This is a genomic window from Paenibacillus sp. LBL, assembly GCF_029893715.1.
In the GTDB taxonomy this organism is placed as follows: Bacteria; Bacillota; Bacilli; order Paenibacillales; family Paenibacillaceae; genus Paenibacillus_AQ; species Paenibacillus_AQ glucanolyticus.
In genome coordinates this window covers 1-20,895 of sequence record NZ_JARXYU010000024.1, presented here as the reverse complement: position 1 = coordinate 20,895, position 20,895 = coordinate 1, and the positions used below count along the sequence as shown (strand labels likewise).

At 53.6% G+C, this 20,895-nt stretch carries 17 protein-coding genes; 14 read left to right on the top strand and 3 right to left on the bottom strand.

Annotated elements, in window-relative coordinates; genetic code table 11:
• Nucleotides 1-210: 210 nt before the first annotated feature.
• Nucleotides 211-1,512 carry a serine--tRNA ligase gene (serS, locus tag M2277_RS28970; protein WP_280756234.1) on the bottom strand — a complete coding sequence of 434 codons (1,302 nt, stop codon included), beginning with the start codon at nt 1,510-1,512 and terminating at the stop codon, nt 211-213.
• Between the two features lie 427 nt (nt 1,513-1,939).
• On the opposite strand from serS, the gene M2277_RS28965 reads away from it, so the two are divergent.
• The 11 genes from M2277_RS28965 (at nt 1,940) to M2277_RS28915 (ending at nt 14,880) form a co-directional block, all read left to right on the top strand.
• On the top strand, nt 1,940-2,923 hold the full coding sequence (locus M2277_RS28965) for an aldo/keto reductase (RefSeq protein ID WP_280756233.1): 984 nt from the start codon (nt 1,940-1,942) through the stop codon (nt 2,921-2,923).
• Nucleotides 2,924-3,123: 200 nt separating this feature from the next.
• Nucleotides 3,124-3,879: a threonine/serine exporter family protein gene (locus tag M2277_RS28960; protein ID WP_036640211.1), complete on the top strand. Its 756-nt coding sequence runs from the start codon at nt 3,124-3,126 to the stop codon at nt 3,877-3,879.
• Between the two features lie 25 nt (nt 3,880-3,904).
• On the top strand, nt 3,905-4,360 hold the full coding sequence (locus M2277_RS28955; protein WP_006207100.1) for a threonine/serine exporter family protein: 456 nt from the start codon (nt 3,905-3,907) through the stop codon (nt 4,358-4,360).
• Between the two features lie 360 nt (nt 4,361-4,720).
• Nucleotides 4,721-6,484 carry a LytS/YhcK type 5TM receptor domain-containing protein gene (locus M2277_RS28950; RefSeq protein WP_280756232.1) on the top strand — a complete coding sequence of 588 codons (1,764 nt, stop codon included), beginning with the start codon at nt 4,721-4,723 and terminating at the stop codon, nt 6,482-6,484.
• Nucleotides 6,471-7,268: a LytR/AlgR family response regulator transcription factor gene (locus M2277_RS28945; protein WP_280756231.1), complete on the top strand. Its 798-nt coding sequence runs from the start codon at nt 6,471-6,473 to the stop codon at nt 7,266-7,268. The genes M2277_RS28950 and M2277_RS28945 overlap by 14 nt, the downstream gene beginning before the upstream one ends.
• 198 nt (nt 7,269-7,466) lie before the next feature.
• Nucleotides 7,467-7,766: a DUF485 domain-containing protein gene (locus tag M2277_RS28940; protein WP_006207097.1), complete on the top strand. Its 300-nt coding sequence runs from the start codon at nt 7,467-7,469 to the stop codon at nt 7,764-7,766.
• A 6-nt stretch (nt 7,767-7,772) separates the two neighbouring features.
• A complete protein-coding gene (locus M2277_RS28935) occupies nt 7,773-9,284 on the top strand; it encodes a solute symporter family protein (protein ID WP_036640205.1) in 1,512 nt (503 codons plus the stop codon).
• Nucleotides 9,285-9,440: 156 nt separating this feature from the next.
• Nucleotides 9,441-10,973: a solute symporter family protein gene (locus M2277_RS28930; RefSeq protein WP_280756252.1), complete on the top strand. Its 1,533-nt coding sequence runs from the start codon at nt 9,441-9,443 to the stop codon at nt 10,971-10,973.
• A 204-nt stretch (nt 10,974-11,177) separates the two neighbouring features.
• A complete protein-coding gene (locus tag M2277_RS28925; RefSeq protein ID WP_006207092.1) occupies nt 11,178-12,473 on the top strand; it encodes a GntP family permease in 1,296 nt (431 codons plus the stop codon).
• A gap of 51 nt (nt 12,474-12,524) precedes the next feature.
• A complete protein-coding gene (locus M2277_RS28920) occupies nt 12,525-13,673 on the top strand; it encodes a glycerate kinase (protein ID WP_280756230.1) in 1,149 nt (382 codons plus the stop codon).
• A gap of 172 nt (nt 13,674-13,845) precedes the next feature.
• Complete coding sequence (locus M2277_RS28915) at nt 13,846-14,880, top strand: CdaR family transcriptional regulator (RefSeq protein WP_036640200.1); 1,035 nt, start codon at nt 13,846-13,848, stop codon at nt 14,878-14,880.
• A gap of 224 nt (nt 14,881-15,104) precedes the next feature.
• On the opposite strand, the gene M2277_RS28910 is transcribed toward M2277_RS28915, so the two are convergent.
• Nucleotides 15,105-15,989, bottom strand: coding sequence for a class I SAM-dependent methyltransferase (locus M2277_RS28910; RefSeq protein ID WP_280756229.1), 885 nt, complete (start codon nt 15,987-15,989; stop codon nt 15,105-15,107).
• A gap of 206 nt (nt 15,990-16,195) precedes the next feature.
• Here M2277_RS28910 and M2277_RS28905 point away from each other — a divergent pair, with 206 nt between their 5' ends.
• Nucleotides 16,196-16,936 carry an HAD family hydrolase gene (locus M2277_RS28905; protein ID WP_036640195.1) on the top strand — a complete coding sequence of 247 codons (741 nt, stop codon included), beginning with the start codon at nt 16,196-16,198 and terminating at the stop codon, nt 16,934-16,936.
• 316 nt (nt 16,937-17,252) lie between these two features.
• Nucleotides 17,253-17,654: a VOC family protein gene (locus tag M2277_RS28900; protein ID WP_063478088.1), complete on the top strand. Its 402-nt coding sequence runs from the start codon at nt 17,253-17,255 to the stop codon at nt 17,652-17,654.
• 180 nt (nt 17,655-17,834) lie between these two features.
• Here M2277_RS28900 and M2277_RS28895 read toward each other — a convergent pair whose 3' ends face one another.
• Complete coding sequence (locus tag M2277_RS28895; protein WP_063478087.1) at nt 17,835-18,659, bottom strand: helix-turn-helix domain-containing protein; 825 nt, start codon at nt 18,657-18,659, stop codon at nt 17,835-17,837.
• 136 nt (nt 18,660-18,795) lie between these two features.
• Between M2277_RS28895 and M2277_RS28890 the strand changes: the two genes are divergently transcribed.
• A complete protein-coding gene (locus M2277_RS28890) occupies nt 18,796-20,757 on the top strand; it encodes a glycoside hydrolase family 127 protein (protein ID WP_280756228.1) in 1,962 nt (653 codons plus the stop codon).
• Nucleotides 20,758-20,895: the final 138 nt, after the last annotated feature.

Sequence of the window (20,895 nt, the reverse complement as noted above, 5' to 3'; positions counted from 1 at the left end):
TTAATCGATATGAAAAATAAGTATGTAATTACTCTTATATAATATATGCTTATTCACCTGATCTAAGTATCGTTTAAAAAGGATTCTGTGGATGCATAATAACGAAAACTTCGGCTGGCGTTTTACCTGCACGACCAATAGCCCAAAAAACAACGCGACCCTGCAGCGGCCGCGTTGTTGAATGTTCAGATAGGGTAGAGCTTGTTGTAATCAGTCTGTCTCGCTTGGCGGCGTAATTCGCTCCATTCCGTTCAGGTAGGGTCTCAGCGCTTGCGGGATCAGAATCGAACCGTCCTCCTGCTGGTGATTCTCCAGCAGCGGGATCAGAATCCGGGGCGACGCCACAGCCGTATTGTTCAGTGTATGGCAGTAACGAAGCTTGCCTTCCGCATCCCGGTAGCGGATGTTCGAACGGCGCGCCTGAAAGTCCAGCAGGTTCGACGACGAGTGGGTCTCTCCATAAGCTGCGCGGCTTGGCATCCAGGTCTCGATGTCGTATTGTTTGTACGTCTTCTGCGACATATCGCCGGTACAGACGGCAACGACCCGGTACGGCAGCTCGAGCATCTGAAGCATTTCCTCGGCATTCGCCGTGATTTCCTGAAGAAGCTGCTCCGAGGTTTCCTCACTCGCTTCGCAGAGAACCACTTGTTCCACCTTGGCGAACTGATGAACACGGTACAGACCATGGACATCCCGGCCACCCGAGCCGACCTCGCTTCGGAAGCATAGCGATGCGGCAGCCAGACGGATCGGCTGCGTGACGTCAACGATTTCCCCGCTGTAAAACGATACTAAGGGGACTTCCGAGGTGCCAACGAGCCACTTGTCTTCCTCGGCTATGTGAAAGGCCTGATCCTGACCCAATGGGAAGAAGGCCGTATTCTGCATAGCCTCCGTCCGTACGGTCAATGGTACATCCATGAGGGTAAAGCCTCTGGCTGTCAGCATATCAACCGCAAGCTGCTGAGCGGCCCGGTGCAGCATCGCCCCGATGCCGGTCAGGTAATAGCTGCGCGTGCCGGCGGTTTTGACGCCGCGGGGAATATCGATCAATCGGTGCAGCTCACCGAGTGTTACGTGATCCCTGTATTCAAACTCAAACTCGGGTGGCTGGCCTACGCGTTTAACTTCGACATTGTCTTGATCCGAAGCGCCTACAGGCGTATCCGGCGAAACGGTATTCGGTACAAGTATGAGCAGCTCGTTGTAAGCAGCGTCAACCTCCCGGTGCAGCCCTTCCTGTATATCCAGCTCTGTATTGATAGCCTTGACCTGCTGCTTCAGCAGCTCTGCCTCTTCACGCTGCCCCTGCTTCATGTGGTTGCTAATATCGAGCGACATCGTATTGCGCTTCTGCCGCAATCCCTCCACGGCAAGCAGCAGGGCTCGCCGCTGTTCATCCAGCTCGACCAGTTCGGCAACCGACAGGGCGATGCCCTTCTGGTCAGCTACACGCTGCAATTGCTCCTGATTTTCTGCACTTTCCCGGACCCATTTCATGTCTAACATGATCACCGCGCTCCTTTTCTGTGGAAAAAATAAAAAAGCGTCCTAGTCCATATGGGACGAGGGACGCTTATGCGCTCGCGGTGCCACCCAAATTGATTGAACAGTAACCTGCCGCGAAAGCACGCCGGTCCTGGTTCAATCCACTTTGATTCCGCGGTAACGGGCGGTGCCGGTTAACTTAGGGGGATGGTTGATCAATTAAGGATCAATTCCCCTTGACGAGAACGCCTCAGAGTTGGAAGCTCTTCATTGGCCTGATGTTCATATTGTTGTTCAGTATACCGCATGAGCTGTCTTTTATACAAGGGCAGCAGGTTTTTTCTGTTGTTGAATGTTAAACTCGGTATTGAATGAAAGCGATTTAACGTTTAGTCTATTAGTGTAGTGCAAACTAGTATGGCAGTTGGATGAGGAGGCTATGGAGTCTATGAATTACAGACAATTAGGCAATACGGAACTTCACATTAGCGAGATCAGCTTCGGCACATGGGCCATCGGCGGCTCATGGGGGCAAACCAATGATGAGGAAGCTTTGAAGGGACTGGATCGCGCCATTGGGGAAGGCGTGAACTTTTTTGATACAGCCGACGTGTACGGCGATGGACATGCAGAGGATTTACTCGCAATCGCAACCAAAGGCAAAGAAGATTCGGTGCATATTGCCACCAAGTTTTGCCGTGCTGGAGATATTCATGATCTTCAGACCTATTCCGAGGCGTCGATTCGCCGCTATTGTGAGAACAGCTTGAAGCGGCTCAAGCGGGAGCGGATTGACCTCTATCAGGTTCACTGTCCTCCCTTCGAGGTGCTGAAGGACGGGCGGGTGTTTGAGACGCTGGACAAGCTGCAGGCTGAAGGAAAAATCCGCAATTACGGTGTAAGTGTGGAGACGGTGGAGGAAGGACTCTACTGCCTTGGGGTTCCCGGGGTGAGGTCCTTGCAGGTCATCTTCAATTTGTTCCGCCAAAAACCCCTGGCAGAGCTCCTTCCGAAGGCAAAAGCGTCCGGTGTGGGCATTCTGGTGCGCCTTCCGCTGGCCAGCGGCCTGTTAACCGGGAAGTTCACGGAGACAACCGTCTTCCATGAAGGGGATCACCGGAATTTCAACGCCAACGGCGAGCAGTTCAATGTGGGCGAGACCTTTGCCGGACTTCGTTTTGAAAAAGGGGTTGAGCTCGCCAGAGAGCTCGCCTGGATCGCTGAGGGCAGAGGCGACATGGCTCGTGCATCCATGCGCTGGATTCTGGATTGCCCTGAAGTCACCGCCGTGATTCCTGGCTTCCGAAACGTCCGCCAAATCGAGGACAATCTCGGAACCCTGGATGTGCCTTCGTTTACGATGGAGGAGAAGGAACGACTGTCCCGATTCTATCGGGAGCAGGTGACGGAGCATATCCGCGGCGCTTACTAAGCACGATTTTCTTGAGGTAGAATAATAGAGAAGCCTCCCGATCATTCGGGGGGCTTTTGCTTGGGATGACGGCCTCCGGGAGAGCAAAACAACGGTTACAGCGCTGCTTTAAAGCGTATCCTATGCTTTATCATGGCAATGATACTATAATATAGGCAAGTATTCGGATTCGGAATGAGTTCATCAGGAGGATTGTCGTTTTGAATGATTTGTTGAAGCGGGAGCATGACATCATCAAGGTTTGTCTGTTAGCAGGCAAAATCATGCTGCAGAGCGGGGCCGAGACTTATCGTGTCGAGGACACGATGATGCGGATCGCCGCGGCTTATGGCGTGGAGAACAGCCACAGTTATATGACCCCGACCGGGATTATTTTCTCGGTGGAGGAGCCTCAGCACATTACCCGGCTGATTCGGATCTCGGATCGGACAACCAATCTGTACAAGATCGATCAAGTCAACAGCGTTTCCCGGAGGGTAAGCATCGGAGAGCTGACGATTGAAGAGGCCCGAACGGCTCTGGAGAAAATCGAGCATGAGCCGGCAATCTATCCAACGTGGCTGCTTATCCTTCTCTCAGCGGTGGCCAGCGGCTGCTTCCTCATCATGTTTCGCGGGATCTGGCCGGACTTCATCCCGGCGGCCATCGCGGGCGGACTCGGCTTCTCCTGCTTTGTATTTATGCACCGGGTCATACCGGTGCGATTTTTTGCCGAGTTCTCGGGAGCGCTATTGATAGGGATTGCATCGGTATGGATGGTCAGATACGGATTCGGTCATCAGCTGGATATGATCATTATCAGCTCCGTGATGCCGCTTGTCCCGGGCCTGCTGATCACCAATGCCATTCGCGACCTCATGGCCGGGCACCTGATCTCCGGTCTGTCCAAAGGGGCGGAGGCCTTTGTCACGTCCTTTGCCATCGGCGCGGGGATTGCATTTACTTTGTCATTCTAAAGGGATGGAGTGGAGGAACAGGATTATGGCAGCCTTTTACATACAGCAGCTCATTACGAGTTTTATTGCTTCGGCCGCATTCGGGATGATGTTCAATGCACCCAAAAAAGCACTGCTGCAGTGCGGATTTGCCGGAATGGTGGGCTGGCTGCTCTACATCATGCTGCAGGACATGATGGTTCAGCCGGTGACGGCCACCGTTGTGGCGGCTTTTTGCGTCACGATGATCAGTCATTTTTTTGCGAAAAAGTACAAGACCCCGATTATCGTGTTCAGTGTGTCGGGAATCATTCCGCTCGTCCCGGGCGGTGTCGCCTATAATGCGCTTCGCCATGTGGCGCAGAATCAATTCGATCAAGCCGTTCAGCTGGGGGCCCAGGCGTTCATGATCTCAGGCGCCATTGCGCTCGGTCTGCTGCTCTCTGAGGTCATCAACCAGGTCATCCGGAAATGGTCGATATCCCGGTCCATATCCCGGTAGAAGCAGGTGCAGCGCATTTCAATCCGAACGCAAGGCGCAAGCTCTTGGCAGACGCTGCAGCATCAGGAAGAGGCAGCCTTACCTGTCTTGAGATGAAACCATGAACCAGCCGTATTTACGCGTTGCCGCGGGATACGGTTGTTTTGGTGCTTGCGAAGATAAGGATCTTTTTGCATCTTTATTTACATAAGTTTCATGTTATTCCTTTTTATTGTCCTATCGCTCGCGGTGCTATATAATCTTCTTGCATCCAATGAAACCGTATTCAAATCAAACCTTTGTGTAACTATACTGCATTGCATTGATTGTAAGCGGACTGCAGATGAAGGGACCAATAGTCCATCGGGAAGAGGGTTATCTATGCAGGAGCTGACTCTGCATCTGTTCGAACGGATGGGCATGCTGCTCATCCTGACTTTCATACTGACGAGAATTCCGTTATTCCGCCAGCTGCTGGATCGGAAGGAGATGTCCGGCAAGCGGATGTTCACGTATTCATGCTTGTTTGGACTCTTCGGCATCCTTGGAACGTATGCAGGCGTGGTCGTGGAGAATGGCGAGTCCAGCTCCTCCTTCTGGCTGATGCGGCTGACAGAGAATCAGGCCTTGGCCCATTCCGCTTTGGTTGGCGTGGTCATCGGCGGGCTGATCGGCGGACCGCGCGTCGGAATCGGGGGCGGACTTCTGGCGGGAGCCCATCTGCTGTACATTGGCGGATATACCGGGCTGGCCGGTGTCATCGCGGTGCCGCTGACGGGAGCCTTGGCAGGAGGCGTGGCGCGATTTTTCTCGCAGGAACGGGTCGTCTCCCCCGCCAAAGCCTTATTCGTTGGGATGTTTGCACCGATCCTCCTTATGGGGGTTATCCTGATCTCTGCAACGGAGCCGGACCGGGCGATTGAGCTGGTTAATCTGATCGGTCTTCCAATGGTGCTGACAAACAGCATCTCCATTGCCATCTTTACGACCATGCTGCGGGTTGCGCTCGCCGAGGAGGAGCGGGCAGCGGCCTATGAGACGGAGAAGGCATTCCACATCGCCGAAGCCGCGCTTCCGCATCTGAAGCAGGGGCTGACGTACCGGACGGCGCAGGCCGTGGCAGCGCTGCTGCTGCGGGAGCTGAAGACCACAGCGGTAGCCATAACCGACACAGAGCGATACCTGGCCCATGCCGGGGCCGCCAGCCGTACCATCGATCCGGGAGAAGAGATCCGGTCAAGCCTGACGAAGAACGTCATCTTAACCGGCACACTTCAGATCGTGGATAATGCGGAAGATATTCAGCTCCGCCATCCGTCACTTGGCGCCGCCATCCTGGTTCCGATCATCGAGGGGAGCCAAGTCGTGGGCGTCATTCAGTTCTACTTCAAGCGGCCGCAGGATATCCGCCGTGTGGAGCTGGTTATGGCCCAGGGTCTGGGACAGCTGATCTCCTACCAGCTCGGTGCCACATCCCATGAGAAGATGGGCCATTTAATGAAAGAAGCAGAGCTGAAGCTTCTTCAGGCCCAGATCAACCCCCACTTTTTGTTCAATACGTTAAATGCGATCCATTCGCTGATTCGCACCGATCCGCATCTGGCAAGACATGCCACGATGCAGCTCGGAGCATTCATGCGCCTGAACGTAAAGGTTATGGCTTCACGCAGAACGACCATACGTGAGGAGATGGAGCTGTTGAATGCGTATTTGGATATTATTCAGATCCGGTTCGAGGACCAATTTACGTTTGAGTGCCAGTTGGATCCGGCGCTTGAAGAGCTTCTGATTCCGCCTGCCACGCTGCAAATGCTGGTGGAGAACAGCATCAAGCACGGCTTGCGTGACAAGGCAAGCGGCGGCATCATTCAGCTGACGCTGAGGCAGGTCGATGATATGGCGGTCATTCAATTGAAGGACAACGGGGTCGGTATCTCACCCGAGGTTCTGGATCGTCTCGGTGAACAGCCTGTCATCGGCAGCGAGGGTACCGGAATCGGCATCTACAACATTAATCAGCGTTTAATCAGCATGTTCGGCAAGGAAGCCAGACTGAGGGTGGAGAATCTGGCAGAGGGCGGCTGCGGCATAACTTTCAGCTTCCCCTGCATATCGGAAGGGAGTCGGTACCGTGAAGCGAATTAAAACGATCATTGCGGAGGACGAACGATTGGCAAGGGAGGAGCTGGCTTATCTGCTCGAACAAGAGCCTGATATCGAGCTGCTTCCTCATGCCGTGAACGGCAGAGAGCTGCTGGAGCTCGTTCCGTTGTGGCAGCCGAATGTCGTCTTTCTCGACGTTCATATGCCAGAGCTGGAAGGACTGCAGGCGGCACGAATGCTAAAGGCATCGCCTGCTTCACCCTTGATTGTGTTTACGACGGCTTATGATGAATATGCTGTCGAGGCGTTTGGTCTGGATGCGATTGACTATTTATTGAAGCCATACAGCCATATGCGGTTGAAGGAAACGCTGCAGCGAATCCGTAACCGGCTTCTGGAGGGGCACGCTTCCCCCCGCCCGGAGGCCAGCGCCTCCACTCCTCAGCGGGCCTCCAATTCCCAGGTAGACGCAGCTGCCCGAAGCATGCGCGGCAAGCTGCTGTTCGATGATGGAGACAAGCATGTGCTGGTTGATCCCGAGGGGATCCTGTACGCGGTGCGCGAGGAACGGGTCATTCGCATTTTGACAACGGAAGGCCAGCGGATCACGAGCAAGAGCACGCTTCAGGAGCTGGAGGAGAGGCTTGAGGGTTATTCATTCTTCCGTCCTCATCGCAGCTATTTGGTTAACGTGAACCGGATTGCAGAGTTATCGCCCTGGCAGAATGGGGCTTACAATATTGTGATGAAGGATGAGCAGCGGACGATGATTCCATTGTCGAGGGAGGCAGCCAAGGATTTGTTCCGTTTGCTAAGAGAAGCATAGCCTACGTGCGCAAGAAGGGTATTGTCCCCTGTTCAGGCGGCATATCCGCCTTTTCACGCTTCATATCGGGCGTTTCGCGCAGGAGCCGTAGTCGGCTGCGGACCTCCCGTATATAATCATTTTAAAGCGCTTTCAATTGTTGGAGCCGCAATAGAATCTGGATCATTAATGGAGGGAAAGGCAATGGAGGAAAAGGCAATGGAGGAAAAAAGCTATACCGAAGTATGGCATTCTGAAAAATTCAAAACGCTGCTCTCCCGCAAGAAACGGTTCATTATTCCCATGACCGTCTTTTTTCTTCTGTTTTACTTTGCGCTGCCGATCCTCACTTCGTATACTGAAGTGTTGAATCATCCTGCTATAGGACCGATTACGTGGGCATGGGTGTTTGCCTTCGCGCAATTCATTATGACGTGGGTGCTGTGCATATTATATTCCCGCAAGGCAGCCCAATTCGACCGAATGGTAGACGATATCAAAAAGGATATGGGGGCGTAATCGACTATGGCTATCGCGTTATTTTGCGGGATTGTACTTCTCACGCTGATCATTACCTATTACGCCGCCAAGAAAACAACCAACACCAGCGATTTCTATACGGCTGGCGGAGGACTGAAGGGCTGGCAGAACGGGACGGCCATTGCCGGCGATTATATGTCCGCGGCTTCCTTTCTAGGCATCGCCGGCTCGATTGCTTTGGTCGGATTTGATGGTTTCTTCTACAGCATCGGCTTTTTGGTTGCTTATCTGGTTGTACTGTATCTCGTAGCAGAACCGCTTCGGAACCTCGGCAAATATACGGTGGCCGATATGATCGCCGCCCGTTTCTCCGACAAGAAAGTGCGCGGCGTGGCAGCGTTGAACACGATCTCCATCTCCATCTTCTATATGATCGCGCAGCTCGTCGGGGCGGGTGCGCTCATCAAGCTGCTGCTGGGCCTGGACTATGTAACGTCCGTACTGATCGTGGGCGTGCTGATGACGATCTATGTTGTGTTTGGCGGCATGCACGCCACAAGCTGGGTCCAAATATCCAAAGCCGTGCTGCTCATGGCAGGCACGTTCATTATTTCGCTCATTGTATTTGCCAAATTCGATTTCAGCCTGACTCAAATGTTCCATCATATGAAGACGGCCACGCCGCTTCAGGAAGCCTTCCTGAACCCTGGCAACAAATACAAAATCCCGCTGGAGACGCTGTCGCTCAACCTTGCGCTCGTGCTCGGAACAGCAGGACTGCCGCATATTCTGACTCGCTTCTTTACCGTGAAGGACGCCAAGACGGCACGCAGCTCGGTTGTATACGCCACATGGATTATCGGCATTTTCTATGTCATGACGATCTTTCTCGGATTCGGTGCAGCGGCCTTCGTAGGCGCAGCGGATATTACAGCGGTTGACAAAGCAGGCAACATGGCTGCACCGCTGCTGGCTAAAGCCATAGGCGGCGACTTCCTGTTTGCGCTGATCTCGGCGGTTGCGTTCGCGACCATTCTCGCTGTGGTGACGGGGCTTGTGCTGTCCGCCGCATCGGCCTTCGCCCATGATTTCTACGGTCAAATCTTGCGCCGCGGCGAATCTTCGGAGAAGGAACAGCTGAAGATGGCGCGTTACGCATCGATTGGCGTATCCATCGTCTCCATTCTGCTTGCCTTGTTCGCTCAGAAGATGAACGTGGCGTTCCTCGTCTCGCTGGCCTTCGCCGTTGCAGCCAGTGCCAATTTACCGGTTATCCTGTTCACGGTATTCTGGAAAAGATTCAATACGACAGGCGCGATCACAGGCATGCTGACCGGATTGATCAGCACGGTGATTCTCGTGGCCCTGAGCCCGAATATATGGGATCCGGCCGGCAAAGCGATTCTGGTTGGCGATCCGATCTTCCCGATGAGCAACCCGGGCATTATCTCCATTCCGCTTGGCTTCCTGGCAGCTTATGTCGGCACGCTCCTGTCCTCCTCCAAGGATGAGGCCAAATATGCCGAGGTGCTGGTCAAGGCAAATACGGGCGCTTGATTCGATTTGAGCGAGCTTAAGACATTTGTTGAAGAAAAAAGGGCGTATCCTGCTGCTCGTCAGAGCAAAGGATTGTCCTTTTTTTGCCATTTTATCGTAGAATGGGAGAATAACAGCACCTCTGGGGCTGAGCGGAAGGAGGTCATCCAAGTGAACATGTCCGGCATCGTTTTTTTTCTGGCGATTGTGGTTGGCACGTTGATGATTACGTATTACGCCGCCAGGCGAACCACCAACACGAACGATTTCTATGCGGCGGGCAACCGGCTTAGCGGCTTGCAGAATGGACTGGCCATCTCCGGTGACTATATGAGCGCGGCGTCCTTCCTTGGCATTGCGGGTTCCATCGCGGTTTACGGCTTCGACGGTTTCTTCTATTCGATCGGCTTCCTCGCCTCCTATGTCATTGTCCAGTACATCATTGCCGAGCCGCTCCATAATCTGGGCAGGTTTACGATGGCGGATGCGGTGGCGGTCCGGTTCGGCGAGAAACGGCTGCGCGGGTTTATCGCTGTCAACAATATGATGATTACCGTGTTCTATATGATTGCCCAGCTGGTTGGGGCCGGATGGCTCATCCATTTGTTATTCGGCCTTGAAACGTCGCTTGCCATCGTGCTGGTTGGCAGCTTAATGACTATCTACGTCACGTTTGGCGGGATGCTTGCGACGTCCTGGGTGCAGATCGTCAAGTCCATACTGCTGGTAAGCAGCACCTTTATCGTGAGCCTGATTGTGTTGGCCCGATTCGATTGGGATCTGCTCGGCTTATTCGCTTCCATGAAGCAGGCAACGCCGCTGCAGGAGCGGTTTCTGATGGCGGGCAATATGTTTGATCAGCCGCTCGATATGCTGTCCTTCAATATGGCGCTTGTGTTAGGGACGGCCGGACTGCCGCATATTATTGCGCGCTTCTACACGGTCAGAGACCCGCTAACGGTGCGCGCTTCGGTAAAGACGGCGACGTTTACGATCGGCATCTTCTACGCGATGACAATCTTTCTAGGCTTTGGAGCCGCCACTTTTGTTGATTGGTCTGTTTTGTCCGAGCGGGTGGATCTGGCGGCGCCGCTGCTCGCAAGCGCACTGGGCGGCGAATTCCTGATGGCGTTTGTATCGGCCGTCGCGTTTGCGACTATACTGGCCGTGATCTCCGGGCTTGTGCTGACGGCATCCTCAGCGTTTGCTCATGATGTCTACAGCAGCATCTTCCGCAGCGGGCAGGCGACGGAGGCACAGCAGATGCGAGTGGCCAAGCTTTCGGCCATCGTGGTTGGCATGGCCTCAATTGTGCTCGCGCTTGGCGCGCAGAAGCTGAACGTGGCGTTCCTTGTGTCGTTTGCCTTCGCAGTTGCCGCCTCGGCCAATCTGCCGGTGCTGCTGTTCACGCTATTTTGGCGGAAATTTAATACGTACGGCGCCATGTCGAGCATTGCGGCCGGTTTGATATCTTCCCTGCTGCTCATGGCTATCGGGCCTAATGTAATGGACCCGGAAGCAGGCTGGATTCGGGCAGAAGCGATCTTCCCGCTCAAGCATCCGGGCATCGTGTCGATACCGATCGGATTCGCCGGGGGCATCATCGGCACCGTGCTGTCGGGCAAAGCCAGCTCTACGGGCCAATTCAAGAAGATGCAGGCGATCGCCCATGTCGCTCCGGATGAGATCCGTACGCGTGAGCTTGGCTAAGGCTGACTCCATATGTTTTTTTGAAAACGAGGCTCATCCCATGTCCCATCCATTGTGCACATGCACAATAAAAACCGTTATGGCGTCAATAGGATTGAATGCGGCATTCCGGTTATACTGAATCCTGTAAGCGCAATCATAGTTTCATAAAGGATGAATACATCATTGTTCACAAGCTATATTGCTTAAGGAGGCATACACAACATGGATGGGACTGTTATACATTGGGGCGGAGCCGTTGTCGGTCTGATTATCGCCATTGTCTTGATTTTTAGAAAAGTAAACCCGGTTTACGCCTTGTTTGGAGGCGCTGTCATTGGCGGTCTGCTGGGCGGAGCCACCATTGATCTGACCGTGCAGTATATTATCGAGGGCACCAACAGTGTCATGGGTGCTGTCGTCCGGGTACTGGCTGCAGGGGTGCTCGCAGGGATATTGATTGAATCGGGAGCCGCGGAGCGCATTGCCGAGACCATTGTTGCCAAGCTGGGCGAGAAGAAAGCGCTTCTATCCATCGCGCTGGCAACCATGATTATCACCGCGGTAGGGGTATTCATTACCGTTGCGATCATTATCGTAGCGCCCATCGCTTTGTCCGTCGGCAAGAAGATCGGAATTTCCAAAACAGCCTTGCTGCTCGCGCTGGTCGGGGGCGGTAAAGCGGGGAACATCATTTCCCCGAACCCGAATACCATTGCTGTCGCCAAGGGTTTTGACGTCGATCTGGCTCAGGTCATGATCCATGGTTTCCTGCCGGCGGTTGCCGGACTGATTGTCACCATCATTGTGGCGAAGATGCTCACAAACAAAGGGGTTATGGTATCGGATAGCGATCAAGTGGCGGAGGAAGCCGGCAAGAAAGACAAGCCAAGCTTCGGACGTGCGATGGTTGCACCCATCGTGGCCATCGTCTTACTGGCGCTGAATCCACTGGGAAGCATTCTGGGCATTGAAGCTCTTCAAGCCATCAAGATTGATTCCATGATTATTTTGCCGGTTGCCGGTATCATCGGTTTGATCGCCATGCGACAGACAAAGAGCATCATTGCTTATACCACCTCCGGTTTGAACAAAATGACCGGTACCGCAATCATCCTGATTGGTGCCGGCGCCATTGCCGGCATTATCTCCAAATCCAATCTGAGTGCCGTTGTGGTACAGGGTATCGATGTCATGGGCGTATCCGGCACATTCCTTGCGCCGCTCGCCGGTATTCTGATGGGAGCCGCTACGGCATCCACATCGACGGCATCCATTGTGGCCGCAGGTTCGTTTGGTGAAGCGATTCTGTCCATGGGGACAGCGCCACTTGCCGCAGCCGTCATGGTACACACGGGGGCAACGGTCATTGACCATCTGCCGCACGGGAACTTCTTCCACGTCACCGCAGAATCGGTGAAGATGAGCATTAAGGAACGGATGAAGCTGATTCCTTACGAGAGCATTGTCGGTCTGACCATGGCCATTGTCGCTACGATATTGTACGGATTTGTATTTTAAAGAGACTACAGCATAGATTTGAAATCAATAAGGATAGGCAGGGGATAAACCATGAAGCAGGATTATGTAATTGTACTCGCGCCCGATTCATTTAAAGAGAGCATGACCGCCAAGGAAGTCTGTGAGGCGATGGAACGCGGCATTCTGAAGGCAAACCCGAATGTGACCTGTATCCATGTGCCGATGGCGGACGGCGGTGAAGGCACGATGCAGTCCCTCGTGGATGCAACGGGCGGCACGGTGCACACCGCGATGGTCACGGGTCCGCTGGGCAATCAGGTGGAGGCGTCCTACGGTGTTTCGGGAGACGGCAGCACCGGCGTGCTGGAGATGGCCAGTGCAAGCGGGATCCACTTGGTGCCCCCGGCTGAGCGGAATCCGCTGGTAACCACGACTTACGGGACGGGTGAGCTGATTAAAGCTTGCCTGGATCATGGCGTGAGCAGGCTGCTGATCGGCATCGGCGGCAGTGCGACGAATGACGGCGGAGCGGGAGTTGTTCAGGCGCTCGGCGGCAAGCTGCTGGATGCGGAAGGGAAGGAGCTTGCTTTTGGCGGCGGGGACTTGGGCAGGCTTGCAAGTTTTGACTTGACCGGCCTGGATTCACGACTGCAGCATGTGGAGGTCGAGGTGGCCTGTGATGTAACCAATCCGCTCTGCGGCGAGACGGGAGCCTCTCATGTGTTCGGACCGCAGAAGGGTGCTACGCCGGATATGATCGAGCAGCTGGACAGCAATCTGCGGAACTACGCCGGGGTTATGAAGCAGCAGCTGGGCAAAGATATCGTGGACTACCCAGGGGCTGGAGCGGCAGGCGGCCTTGGCGGGGGACTGATGGTCTTCCTGAACGGGACGCTGAAGAAGGGCATCGATATGGTTGTTGACTATACAGGCCTTGAAGAGAAAGTGCGCCAGGCGGATATGGTGTGGACCGGCGAAGGCGGGATGGACTTCCAGACGCAGTACGGCAAAACCCCGCTGGGCGTGGCGATGGTTGCGAAGAAGCATGGCAAGCCTGTTGTTGCCTTGGCCGGACGGATCGGTGACGGGATCGAGGTGCTGTACGATAAAGGAATGGACGCTATTTTTGGCATTATGCCGGGTGCGGCTACGCTATCGGAAGCACTGGTGAACGGACAGCAGAATGTGGAGAGAACATCGGAGAATATTGTCCGTCTCATGAACTCCTTGAACAAGTAATCATTCATTTCATAGTGAGAGAACAAGGGGAGCTGACCTGAACGGGTCGGCTTCTTTTTCTACCGGCAGGATATGGATTGGAAGCGGGATGTGTAAACTATAGAGTGTGACTCTTGTATTGGGATCTTATACGGGGCAGTACTTGACAGGCAGGTAAGGAGGGACATAATGCATGAAACTATCACGTCCGCTGGCGGAGAATATCGCCAAAGAAATGATGCGTGTCATTCCTTACAATATTAATGTAATGGATGAGAACGGGGTCATTGTGGGCAGCGGGGACCCAGCACGGATCGGCACGCTGCACATCGGTGCCCAGAAAGCCATTCAGACCGGGAGAATCTATGAGGTCTATGAAGAAGGCGGTGGCATGAAGCCGGGGGTGAACGAGCCTATTGTAGTGAAGGATGAGGTGATCGGCGTGGTCGGCATCACGGGGCATCCCGATGAGGTGAGACCGCTCAGCAATTTGCTGCAGGTGACCGTCGTTCTCCTGATCGAGCAGGAGCGTCAGAACAAGGCCATGTTGAACCAACGCCAAAATCGGGAGAAGTTCTACCATGAGTTATCCTATCGCAAGACACCTTACGATGAACCGTTTCTGGAGCGTGCCGAAGGCTATGGACTGGACCTGACGCGAAAATGCCGGGTGCTGCTCGTGCAGGGCTCTGTGGGAGGCAAAGTATTCCGGGGGCTGCAGCAAGCGTACCCTCAAAGCTGGAATTTGGAGAACGACAAAACCGTATTCTTCATGACAGACGCCATGAAATACCGGAGCCTTCTGGACAAGCTGACCGAGCTGGATGAAGTCCACAGCTTGGGGATTGGGGAGCGGGAGGAGCTGGCTGCCACATCGCTGGAGCAGGCGGTATCCGCTCTGGAGCTGGGCATGAACATCGACCCCCGCCGCAAAGTGAATTTCTACGAGGATTTAAGGTTTCTCATCAGCCTGGCTTATAATTCGGATGACACACAGGCTTCGCTGTATTCGCTTCTGGAGCAGGGCGGAGACAAACTGGACCTCATTGAGACGCTTCAGGTATACATTTCCGAGAATGGGGATCACAACAATACGGTCAAAAGGCTAAATATCCACCGCAATACCCTGCATTACCGGTTAAACCGAATTAAGCAGCTGACAGGCAAAAATCCGCGCCATGTGCTGGACCTGTTCGAATTGTTGTGCAGCTTAATGTGGCGAAAATAAGCAGTGAGGCTGAGCGCGGTCTCGATCTGGAAGGGCTACCGGTTCTCGCTGACTCTTCCTGCAGAAATATTTCACGGCATATCATCGGCAGGGGCGGTGAAGGGCTGAGAAGAGGTAGTGAGAAAGGCGCGCGGCTCTTTTTTGTCTTATGGCAAAAGAGTCCAATGAACAACAGGGCAGCTTCAAAGGCCAATATGACCTTGGAGCTGCCCTGTTGTCTGACTTTATTTAATGCCGAGCCGCATGCGGTAGCTGAGCATCACGGGGAGAGTACGCCCTTGAAAATGCTCCTCGACCAGCGTATGAAACTGTGCAATTTTGTCGTTGATTTCGTTTTGCTTCAGCTTGAATACGGTTTGGATGCCGCCTTGACTGACAGCAAGGCCGGTATAGCGTTCCGCGGTGAACGGCTCCATATGGTGGAATACAATTTCCTTGGAGAAGCGGAACACACCGCTCTCGCGGATGTGCTTCAGATGCTCGTTCTTATTCCCTTTATAGGCCTGCTCCTGAGTATCCACATGGCGGTCAATGATGGTTTCAGCCAGTTCAATCAACTCAAGATAGGTTTGTTCAACTTTCCGGGTGAGGCTTGGCGGCCAGTCGCAGTCATATACAGCGAATATACCGTCCTCGCGCAGCACACGGGATACCTCTTTTAACGTACTGGCAGGGTCCATCCAGTGGAAGGACTGGGAGCAGGTAATGATGTCTGCGGATTGATCCGGCAGTGCCAGCTGATTGGAATAACCGGAGACGAACTTGATATCGGCAGCTTTTCCATGGGGACTGCTGCCTTGCTCTTGCTGCAGCGACTGCCATTTGGCGATAGCTTTGCCCCGCATATCGTCATTCGGCTCGACGCCGATGACTTGGTCCGCGGTATCTCTCCATGCAAACGAGGATAACCCCGTCCCGCAGCCCAAATCGACAACAAGCGAGGGCTTGTGTTCCAAATATTCTGTTAGAAGTGTAACAACCTCCTGAGGAGCTTCCGGGCGATGCTGGTCATAGGTATCCTCAAAGCCGGTGAAACGATCCACATTACTGGCCCGATTGCCTTCGGGAACGAAATCCTTGCTCCACACTTCGGTCATATCCTTGGTCATCGTTATTCATCTCCTTATCCGGGTACATAAGCTGGGCATTGCAATTTGAGCTTGCTTGGCTGTGCGCGAGTCTGGATGAGGACTCCATTGCCGTATCCTGCTGCTTTAATGCCATCATATCACAGCAAGGGAGCTTATCAACAGACGGACTTGACCCAAGCGGTGCCTGTACAGGTACAATAGAGGGACAGGGAGAAGGAAGAGGGATGAATATGAAGAGAACAACATCACCGAAGGGAATTTTCTTCGATGTGGATGATACATTGTATGACCATTTGGCGCCTTTTCGCGAGGCTGTTCAAGAGACGGCCCGTCCAGGCGAGGCATTTCCCTATGAAGCGGCATACCATCGGATGCGATATTACAGTGACCGCTTGTCCGTTGAGCTGGGAGGTGCTGGCACGGCAGCTTACGGGGAAGCTGTCGAGGAGATGCGCAGACGCCGATTTCAATTAGCGCTGGCTGAATTCGGCATCCCACTGTCACTGGAGGAGGCCGAAGTGGTACAGCAGACCTATCTGGATCGGCAGTATACCATCAGAATGTTTGCCGGTGCCCGGGAGCTGCTGAAAAAGTTGGCGGACGCCGGGCATGTGGTCGGCTTGATTACCAATGGACCAGCGGATCACCAGATGAACAAAATAGCGGCTATGCAGCTCGGTGATCTAATCCCGCCGGATCGTTTGTTCGTATCCGGCGCCGTTGGCTGGGACAAACCCGATCCGCGGATATTCCGCCATGTGAACCAGCTGACCGGCACTGCGCCGGAGAGCTCTTATTACATCGGGGATTCATGGCGCAATGATGTGATTGGCGCACTCGCCGCGGGCTGGAATATCATCTGGTTCAATCACCGGAGCGTTGCTCCCGAGTCGGAACATGAGCCGCACCATATTGTCACGAGTTATGGCGAGCTGGAGCGGCTGCTTGATGAGCTGATTGGATAAGGATGAAATGCCGCTTCTAGGCTGCACCGGAGAGTGTTTGATGTTTGGTTAACCCCCCAGACGATGCCCAGGTGGTTGTTTATGATGGAGACCACGAACAAAATGGCCCGAAATGAACCGCGAGTGGATGGAACCTGGGAGATCACTGTGCCTCATGAGGAAGACTGGTTGGCAGAGGATATCGAGCAAGCACGGACCGAATACCATGACCAAACCGAGCATGGCTGGTGTTATATGTTTGAAGGGTTGAAGCAGCTGCTGGAGACAGGAAAGATGAATGATCTCGATCCAATGAACAAGGGAGCGTGTTTTATAGATGAAGAGTATAACCCCGTTTCTGATGTTTCAGGGCAATGCGGAAGAAGCCATGAACCATTACATTTCCATAATCGAGGATTCCGAGATCACGAGTATCGACTTGTACGGCCCGAATGAGCTGGGAACCGAGGGAAGTGTCAAACATGCGACCTTTACATTAAAGGGACAGACCTTTATGTGTATTGACAGCAATGTGCAGCATGGTTTCACGTTCACGCCTTCATTCTCCATCTATCTGAGCTGCGAGTCGGAAGCGGAGATCGAGAAGCTGTACGGGGCATTAATCGATGGCGGAAGTGCTATGATGCCGCTGGGCAACTATGGCTTCAGTGAACAATTTGGCTGGATCGCAGACAAGTTTGGCGTGTCATGGCAGCTGGATCTGCCAAACAAAGCATAGTGTCAGGCAGCCGATCTAAACAGGACGGGCCCAAGTGGGGCCGTCTTTTTTTTATGTGCTGGTACTGCAAGATGCCGTGCAGCCGCTGCCGGGTGTCCAGAATCAAGAACTATCTCCTTGTTGTCCTCTGACCTAAATGATCACTTCATGTGGTCATGATCATGACTCTCCATATCCCGCTTATTCCGTATACTGCTTACGGAATTGCAGCGGCGATAGGCCGAAACGCGCGGAGAAGCGGCGGGAAAAATAGGGCGGATATTGAAACCCAACATGCTCTGCAATATGCGACATGGACCACCTTGTGGTCAGCAGCAGCCGCTTTGCCTGATCCAGGCGGTATTGAAGCAGATACTCTGTTGGGGTTACGCCATGCGATTCTTTCATGCAGCGCGTCAAATAATTGTAGTGAAAATGCAGGTCTGCCGATAACCGCGCATTGCTGATGGGTTCGCGATAGTGCATTTTGATATAGGATTCCACTTGTTCCGCCACTTTGCGCACCCGCGACTGTTCCTGGTCGGACCTCGACGGATCAAGCAGCTGCAGCAGCTCAATAAACAAGGTTTGTTCCCGCCAAAATGCGGTAGACCTCGGTTCGGTTGCCAATAGGTGCAGAGACTCGAACTGTTGGTAAACTTGCTCCGGATAGGGTATACGACCTTGTTTGGGCAGCTCAATACTGTGTGAGATTGAATCATGTCCGGTTATACCCGGTGTCAGGGTCTGAAAATGCAGCCAGTAGAAGGACGTTTCTTCTCGGCAATCCTGTACCGCGAAGTGGTAAGCATCGGGGAGCAAGACGACCATATCCCCCGCACACAGTTTCCAGTGCTGCTTCTCTTCGCCCAAGAACAGGCAGCCGCTTTGCACCAGGATGAGATCGAAGACGCCAAGGTTTCTTCGGTTCGGATGCGACTCACCCGGCATATAGTGTGTTTTACCTGATTCAAGGAAGAAGGGCAGCGGCAGGGAAGGGAAGGCAAGAACGCTTCGTTCCGTCACGGATTCACCTCCAAGGGATGTGTGAGATTGTATAAGAAATTAGGTCATTTTTGATATCGTTTTCATCCTATCATAGATCGTAGAATGGGAAGTGTCGAGGCTTTATCCTATCGAAACTCAAAGGAGTGTATTGAAGATGATGACTCTTGCTTCGCGTTCTGCTGCCGTACCTCTTAAGCAAGTGAAACTGGCGGACCCGTTCTGGTCCCGTTACATAGAGCTGGTAAGGGATGTGGTGATTCCGTACCAGTATGAAGCCCTGCATGATCGAATCCCGGGTGTCGAGCCAAGTCATGGCGTCTCCAATTTTCGAATCGCTGCCGGCAGGGACAAGGGCGAGTATGGCGGGATGGTATTTCAGGATAGCGATGTTGCCAAATGGCTGGAGGCTGCGGCGTATTCGCTTGCCATTCACCCGGATCCGAAGCTGGAAGAGCAGGTGGATCAGCTGATTGATCTTGTGGCCGCTGCCCAGCAGCCCGATGGATACCTGAATACGTATTTCACGGTGAAGGAGCCGGAGAAGCGCTGGACCAATCTGACGGATTGCCATGAGCTGTACTGTGCCGGACATATGATGGAAGCCGGGGTAGCGCACTATCTGGCAACAGGGAAGCGGAAACTGCTGGATGTGGTGTGCCGCCTAGCGGATTATATCGATTCCGTTTTTGGACCTGAGGATGGAAAAATCCACGGATTTGACGGGCATCAGGAGATCGAATTGGCGCTTGTCAAACTGTATGAGGTGACCCGGGAGCCGAGATATTTGAGCCTGAGCCAGTATTTCATAGATGTGCGCGGCACGGAGCCTCACTTCTTCCTTCAGGAGTGGGAGCAGAGAGGGCGGAAATCATTCTACTCCTCGGTAGCCAACCCGCCGCACTTGCCTTATCATCAGAGTCATCTGCCCGTAAGGGAACAGAGGGAGGCTGTTGGACATTCGGTCCGGGCCGTGTACATGTACACGGCCATGGCGGACTTAGCGGCCAGAACAAAAGACCCCGCTCTTCTGGAGGCTTGCGAGAACCTGTGGTTTAACATGGTCCATAAACAGATGTACATTACCGGAGGCATCGGTTCAACCCATCACGGAGAGGCGTTCACGACGGATTATGATCTGCCGAACGATACGGTGTATGCCGAGACCTGTGCCTCCATTGGTTTGATCTTTTTTGCCAGGCGCATGCTGGAGCTGGCACCCAAATCGGAGTATGCGGATGTGATGGAGCGCGCGCTGTTCAACACGGTCATTGGCAGTATGGCTCAGGACGGGCGGCATTTCTTCTATGTCAATCCGCTTGAGGTATGGCCTGCGGCCTGTCGCCATAATCCGGGCAAGTTCCATGTGAAGCCGGTTCGGCCGGGCTGGTTCGCCTGCGCTTGCTGTCCGCCGAATGTGGCGAGACTGCTGTCTTCGCTGGGTGAATATGTGTATACGATGAACGAGGATACGCTGTACACCCATCTATACATGGGGGGTGAAGCATCGGTTCAGTTCGGGGATGTGCCTGTGAAGGTCATTCAGAACAGTGTGCTGCCTTGGAATGGGGACGTCACGCTTACTATCCAGCCGGAGAAGGCTGTTGAGTGGACGGTGGCTCTCCGCATGCCGGATTGGTCCCGCGGCAAAGCAGATTTGCGCTTGAATGGGGAAGACGTGAGCATAGAGGATGTTATGAAAGACGGCTATGTCTACATCAAGAGAGTATGGGCGCCGGGAGATACCCTGGAGCTGGAGCTCTCCATGGAGATCCATCAAGTAAGGGCTAATCCGAATATATGGGCTAACGCCGGTAAAGCCGCAATCCAGCGTGGACCGTTGGTATACTGCCTGGAAAGCGTAGATCATGGAGCGCCGATGTCGTCCGTATCGCTAGCTCGCGAGCCTAAGCTGAGCTCACGGTTTGATCCCGATTTTCTCGGAGGGGCGGTTGTCATTGAAGGGGAAGGCTGGCGTGAAGAATCCGGTGACTGGGGCGATGATCTGTATCGAACGTCGCCAACGCCGCTGCGTCCCGCAGCGCTCAAAGCCATTCCGTATTATTTATGGGGCAATCGTGGCGAGAATGAGATGACGGTGTGGGTGCATTTGCAGTAAATGAAGCCAAACAGCAGAAAGGGCTTGCTCAAGGTCGGTTGACGGGACTGACCCCATAGCGTGAGACAAATTAAAACACCTTCAAGAGAATGCAACCATGTCGTAAGATATGGAGACAACCTTGGAGGTGTTTTTGCG

Coding starts and splice junctions, on each gene's coding strand:
- M2277_RS28890 (WP_280756228.1), top strand. CDS start 18,796: ATGATGACTCTTGCTTCGCGTTCTGCTGCCGTACCTCTTAAGCAAGTG.
- M2277_RS28965 (WP_280756233.1), top strand. CDS start 1,940: ATGAATTACAGACAATTAGGCAATACGGAACTTCACATTAGCGAGATC.
- M2277_RS28955 (WP_006207100.1), top strand. CDS start 3,905: ATGGCAGCCTTTTACATACAGCAGCTCATTACGAGTTTTATTGCTTCG.
- serS (WP_280756234.1), bottom strand. CDS start 1,512: ATGTTAGACATGAAATGGGTCCGGGAAAGTGCAGAAAATCAGGAGCAA.
- M2277_RS28920 (WP_280756230.1), top strand. CDS start 12,525: ATGAAGCAGGATTATGTAATTGTACTCGCGCCCGATTCATTTAAAGAG.
- M2277_RS28925 (WP_006207092.1), top strand. CDS start 11,178: ATGGATGGGACTGTTATACATTGGGGCGGAGCCGTTGTCGGTCTGATT.
- M2277_RS28910 (WP_280756229.1), bottom strand. CDS start 15,989: ATGACCAAGGATATGACCGAAGTGTGGAGCAAGGATTTCGTTCCCGAA.
- M2277_RS28950 (WP_280756232.1), top strand. CDS start 4,721: ATGCAGGAGCTGACTCTGCATCTGTTCGAACGGATGGGCATGCTGCTC.
- M2277_RS28930 (WP_280756252.1), top strand. CDS start 9,441: ATGTCCGGCATCGTTTTTTTTCTGGCGATTGTGGTTGGCACGTTGATG.
- M2277_RS28905 (WP_036640195.1), top strand. CDS start 16,196: ATGAATATGAAGAGAACAACATCACCGAAGGGAATTTTCTTCGATGTG.
- M2277_RS28915 (WP_036640200.1), top strand. CDS start 13,846: ATGAAACTATCACGTCCGCTGGCGGAGAATATCGCCAAAGAAATGATG.
- M2277_RS28900 (WP_063478088.1), top strand. CDS start 17,253: ATGAAGAGTATAACCCCGTTTCTGATGTTTCAGGGCAATGCGGAAGAA.
- M2277_RS28935 (WP_036640205.1), top strand. CDS start 7,773: ATGGCTATCGCGTTATTTTGCGGGATTGTACTTCTCACGCTGATCATT.
- M2277_RS28940 (WP_006207097.1), top strand. CDS start 7,467: ATGGAGGAAAAAAGCTATACCGAAGTATGGCATTCTGAAAAATTCAAA.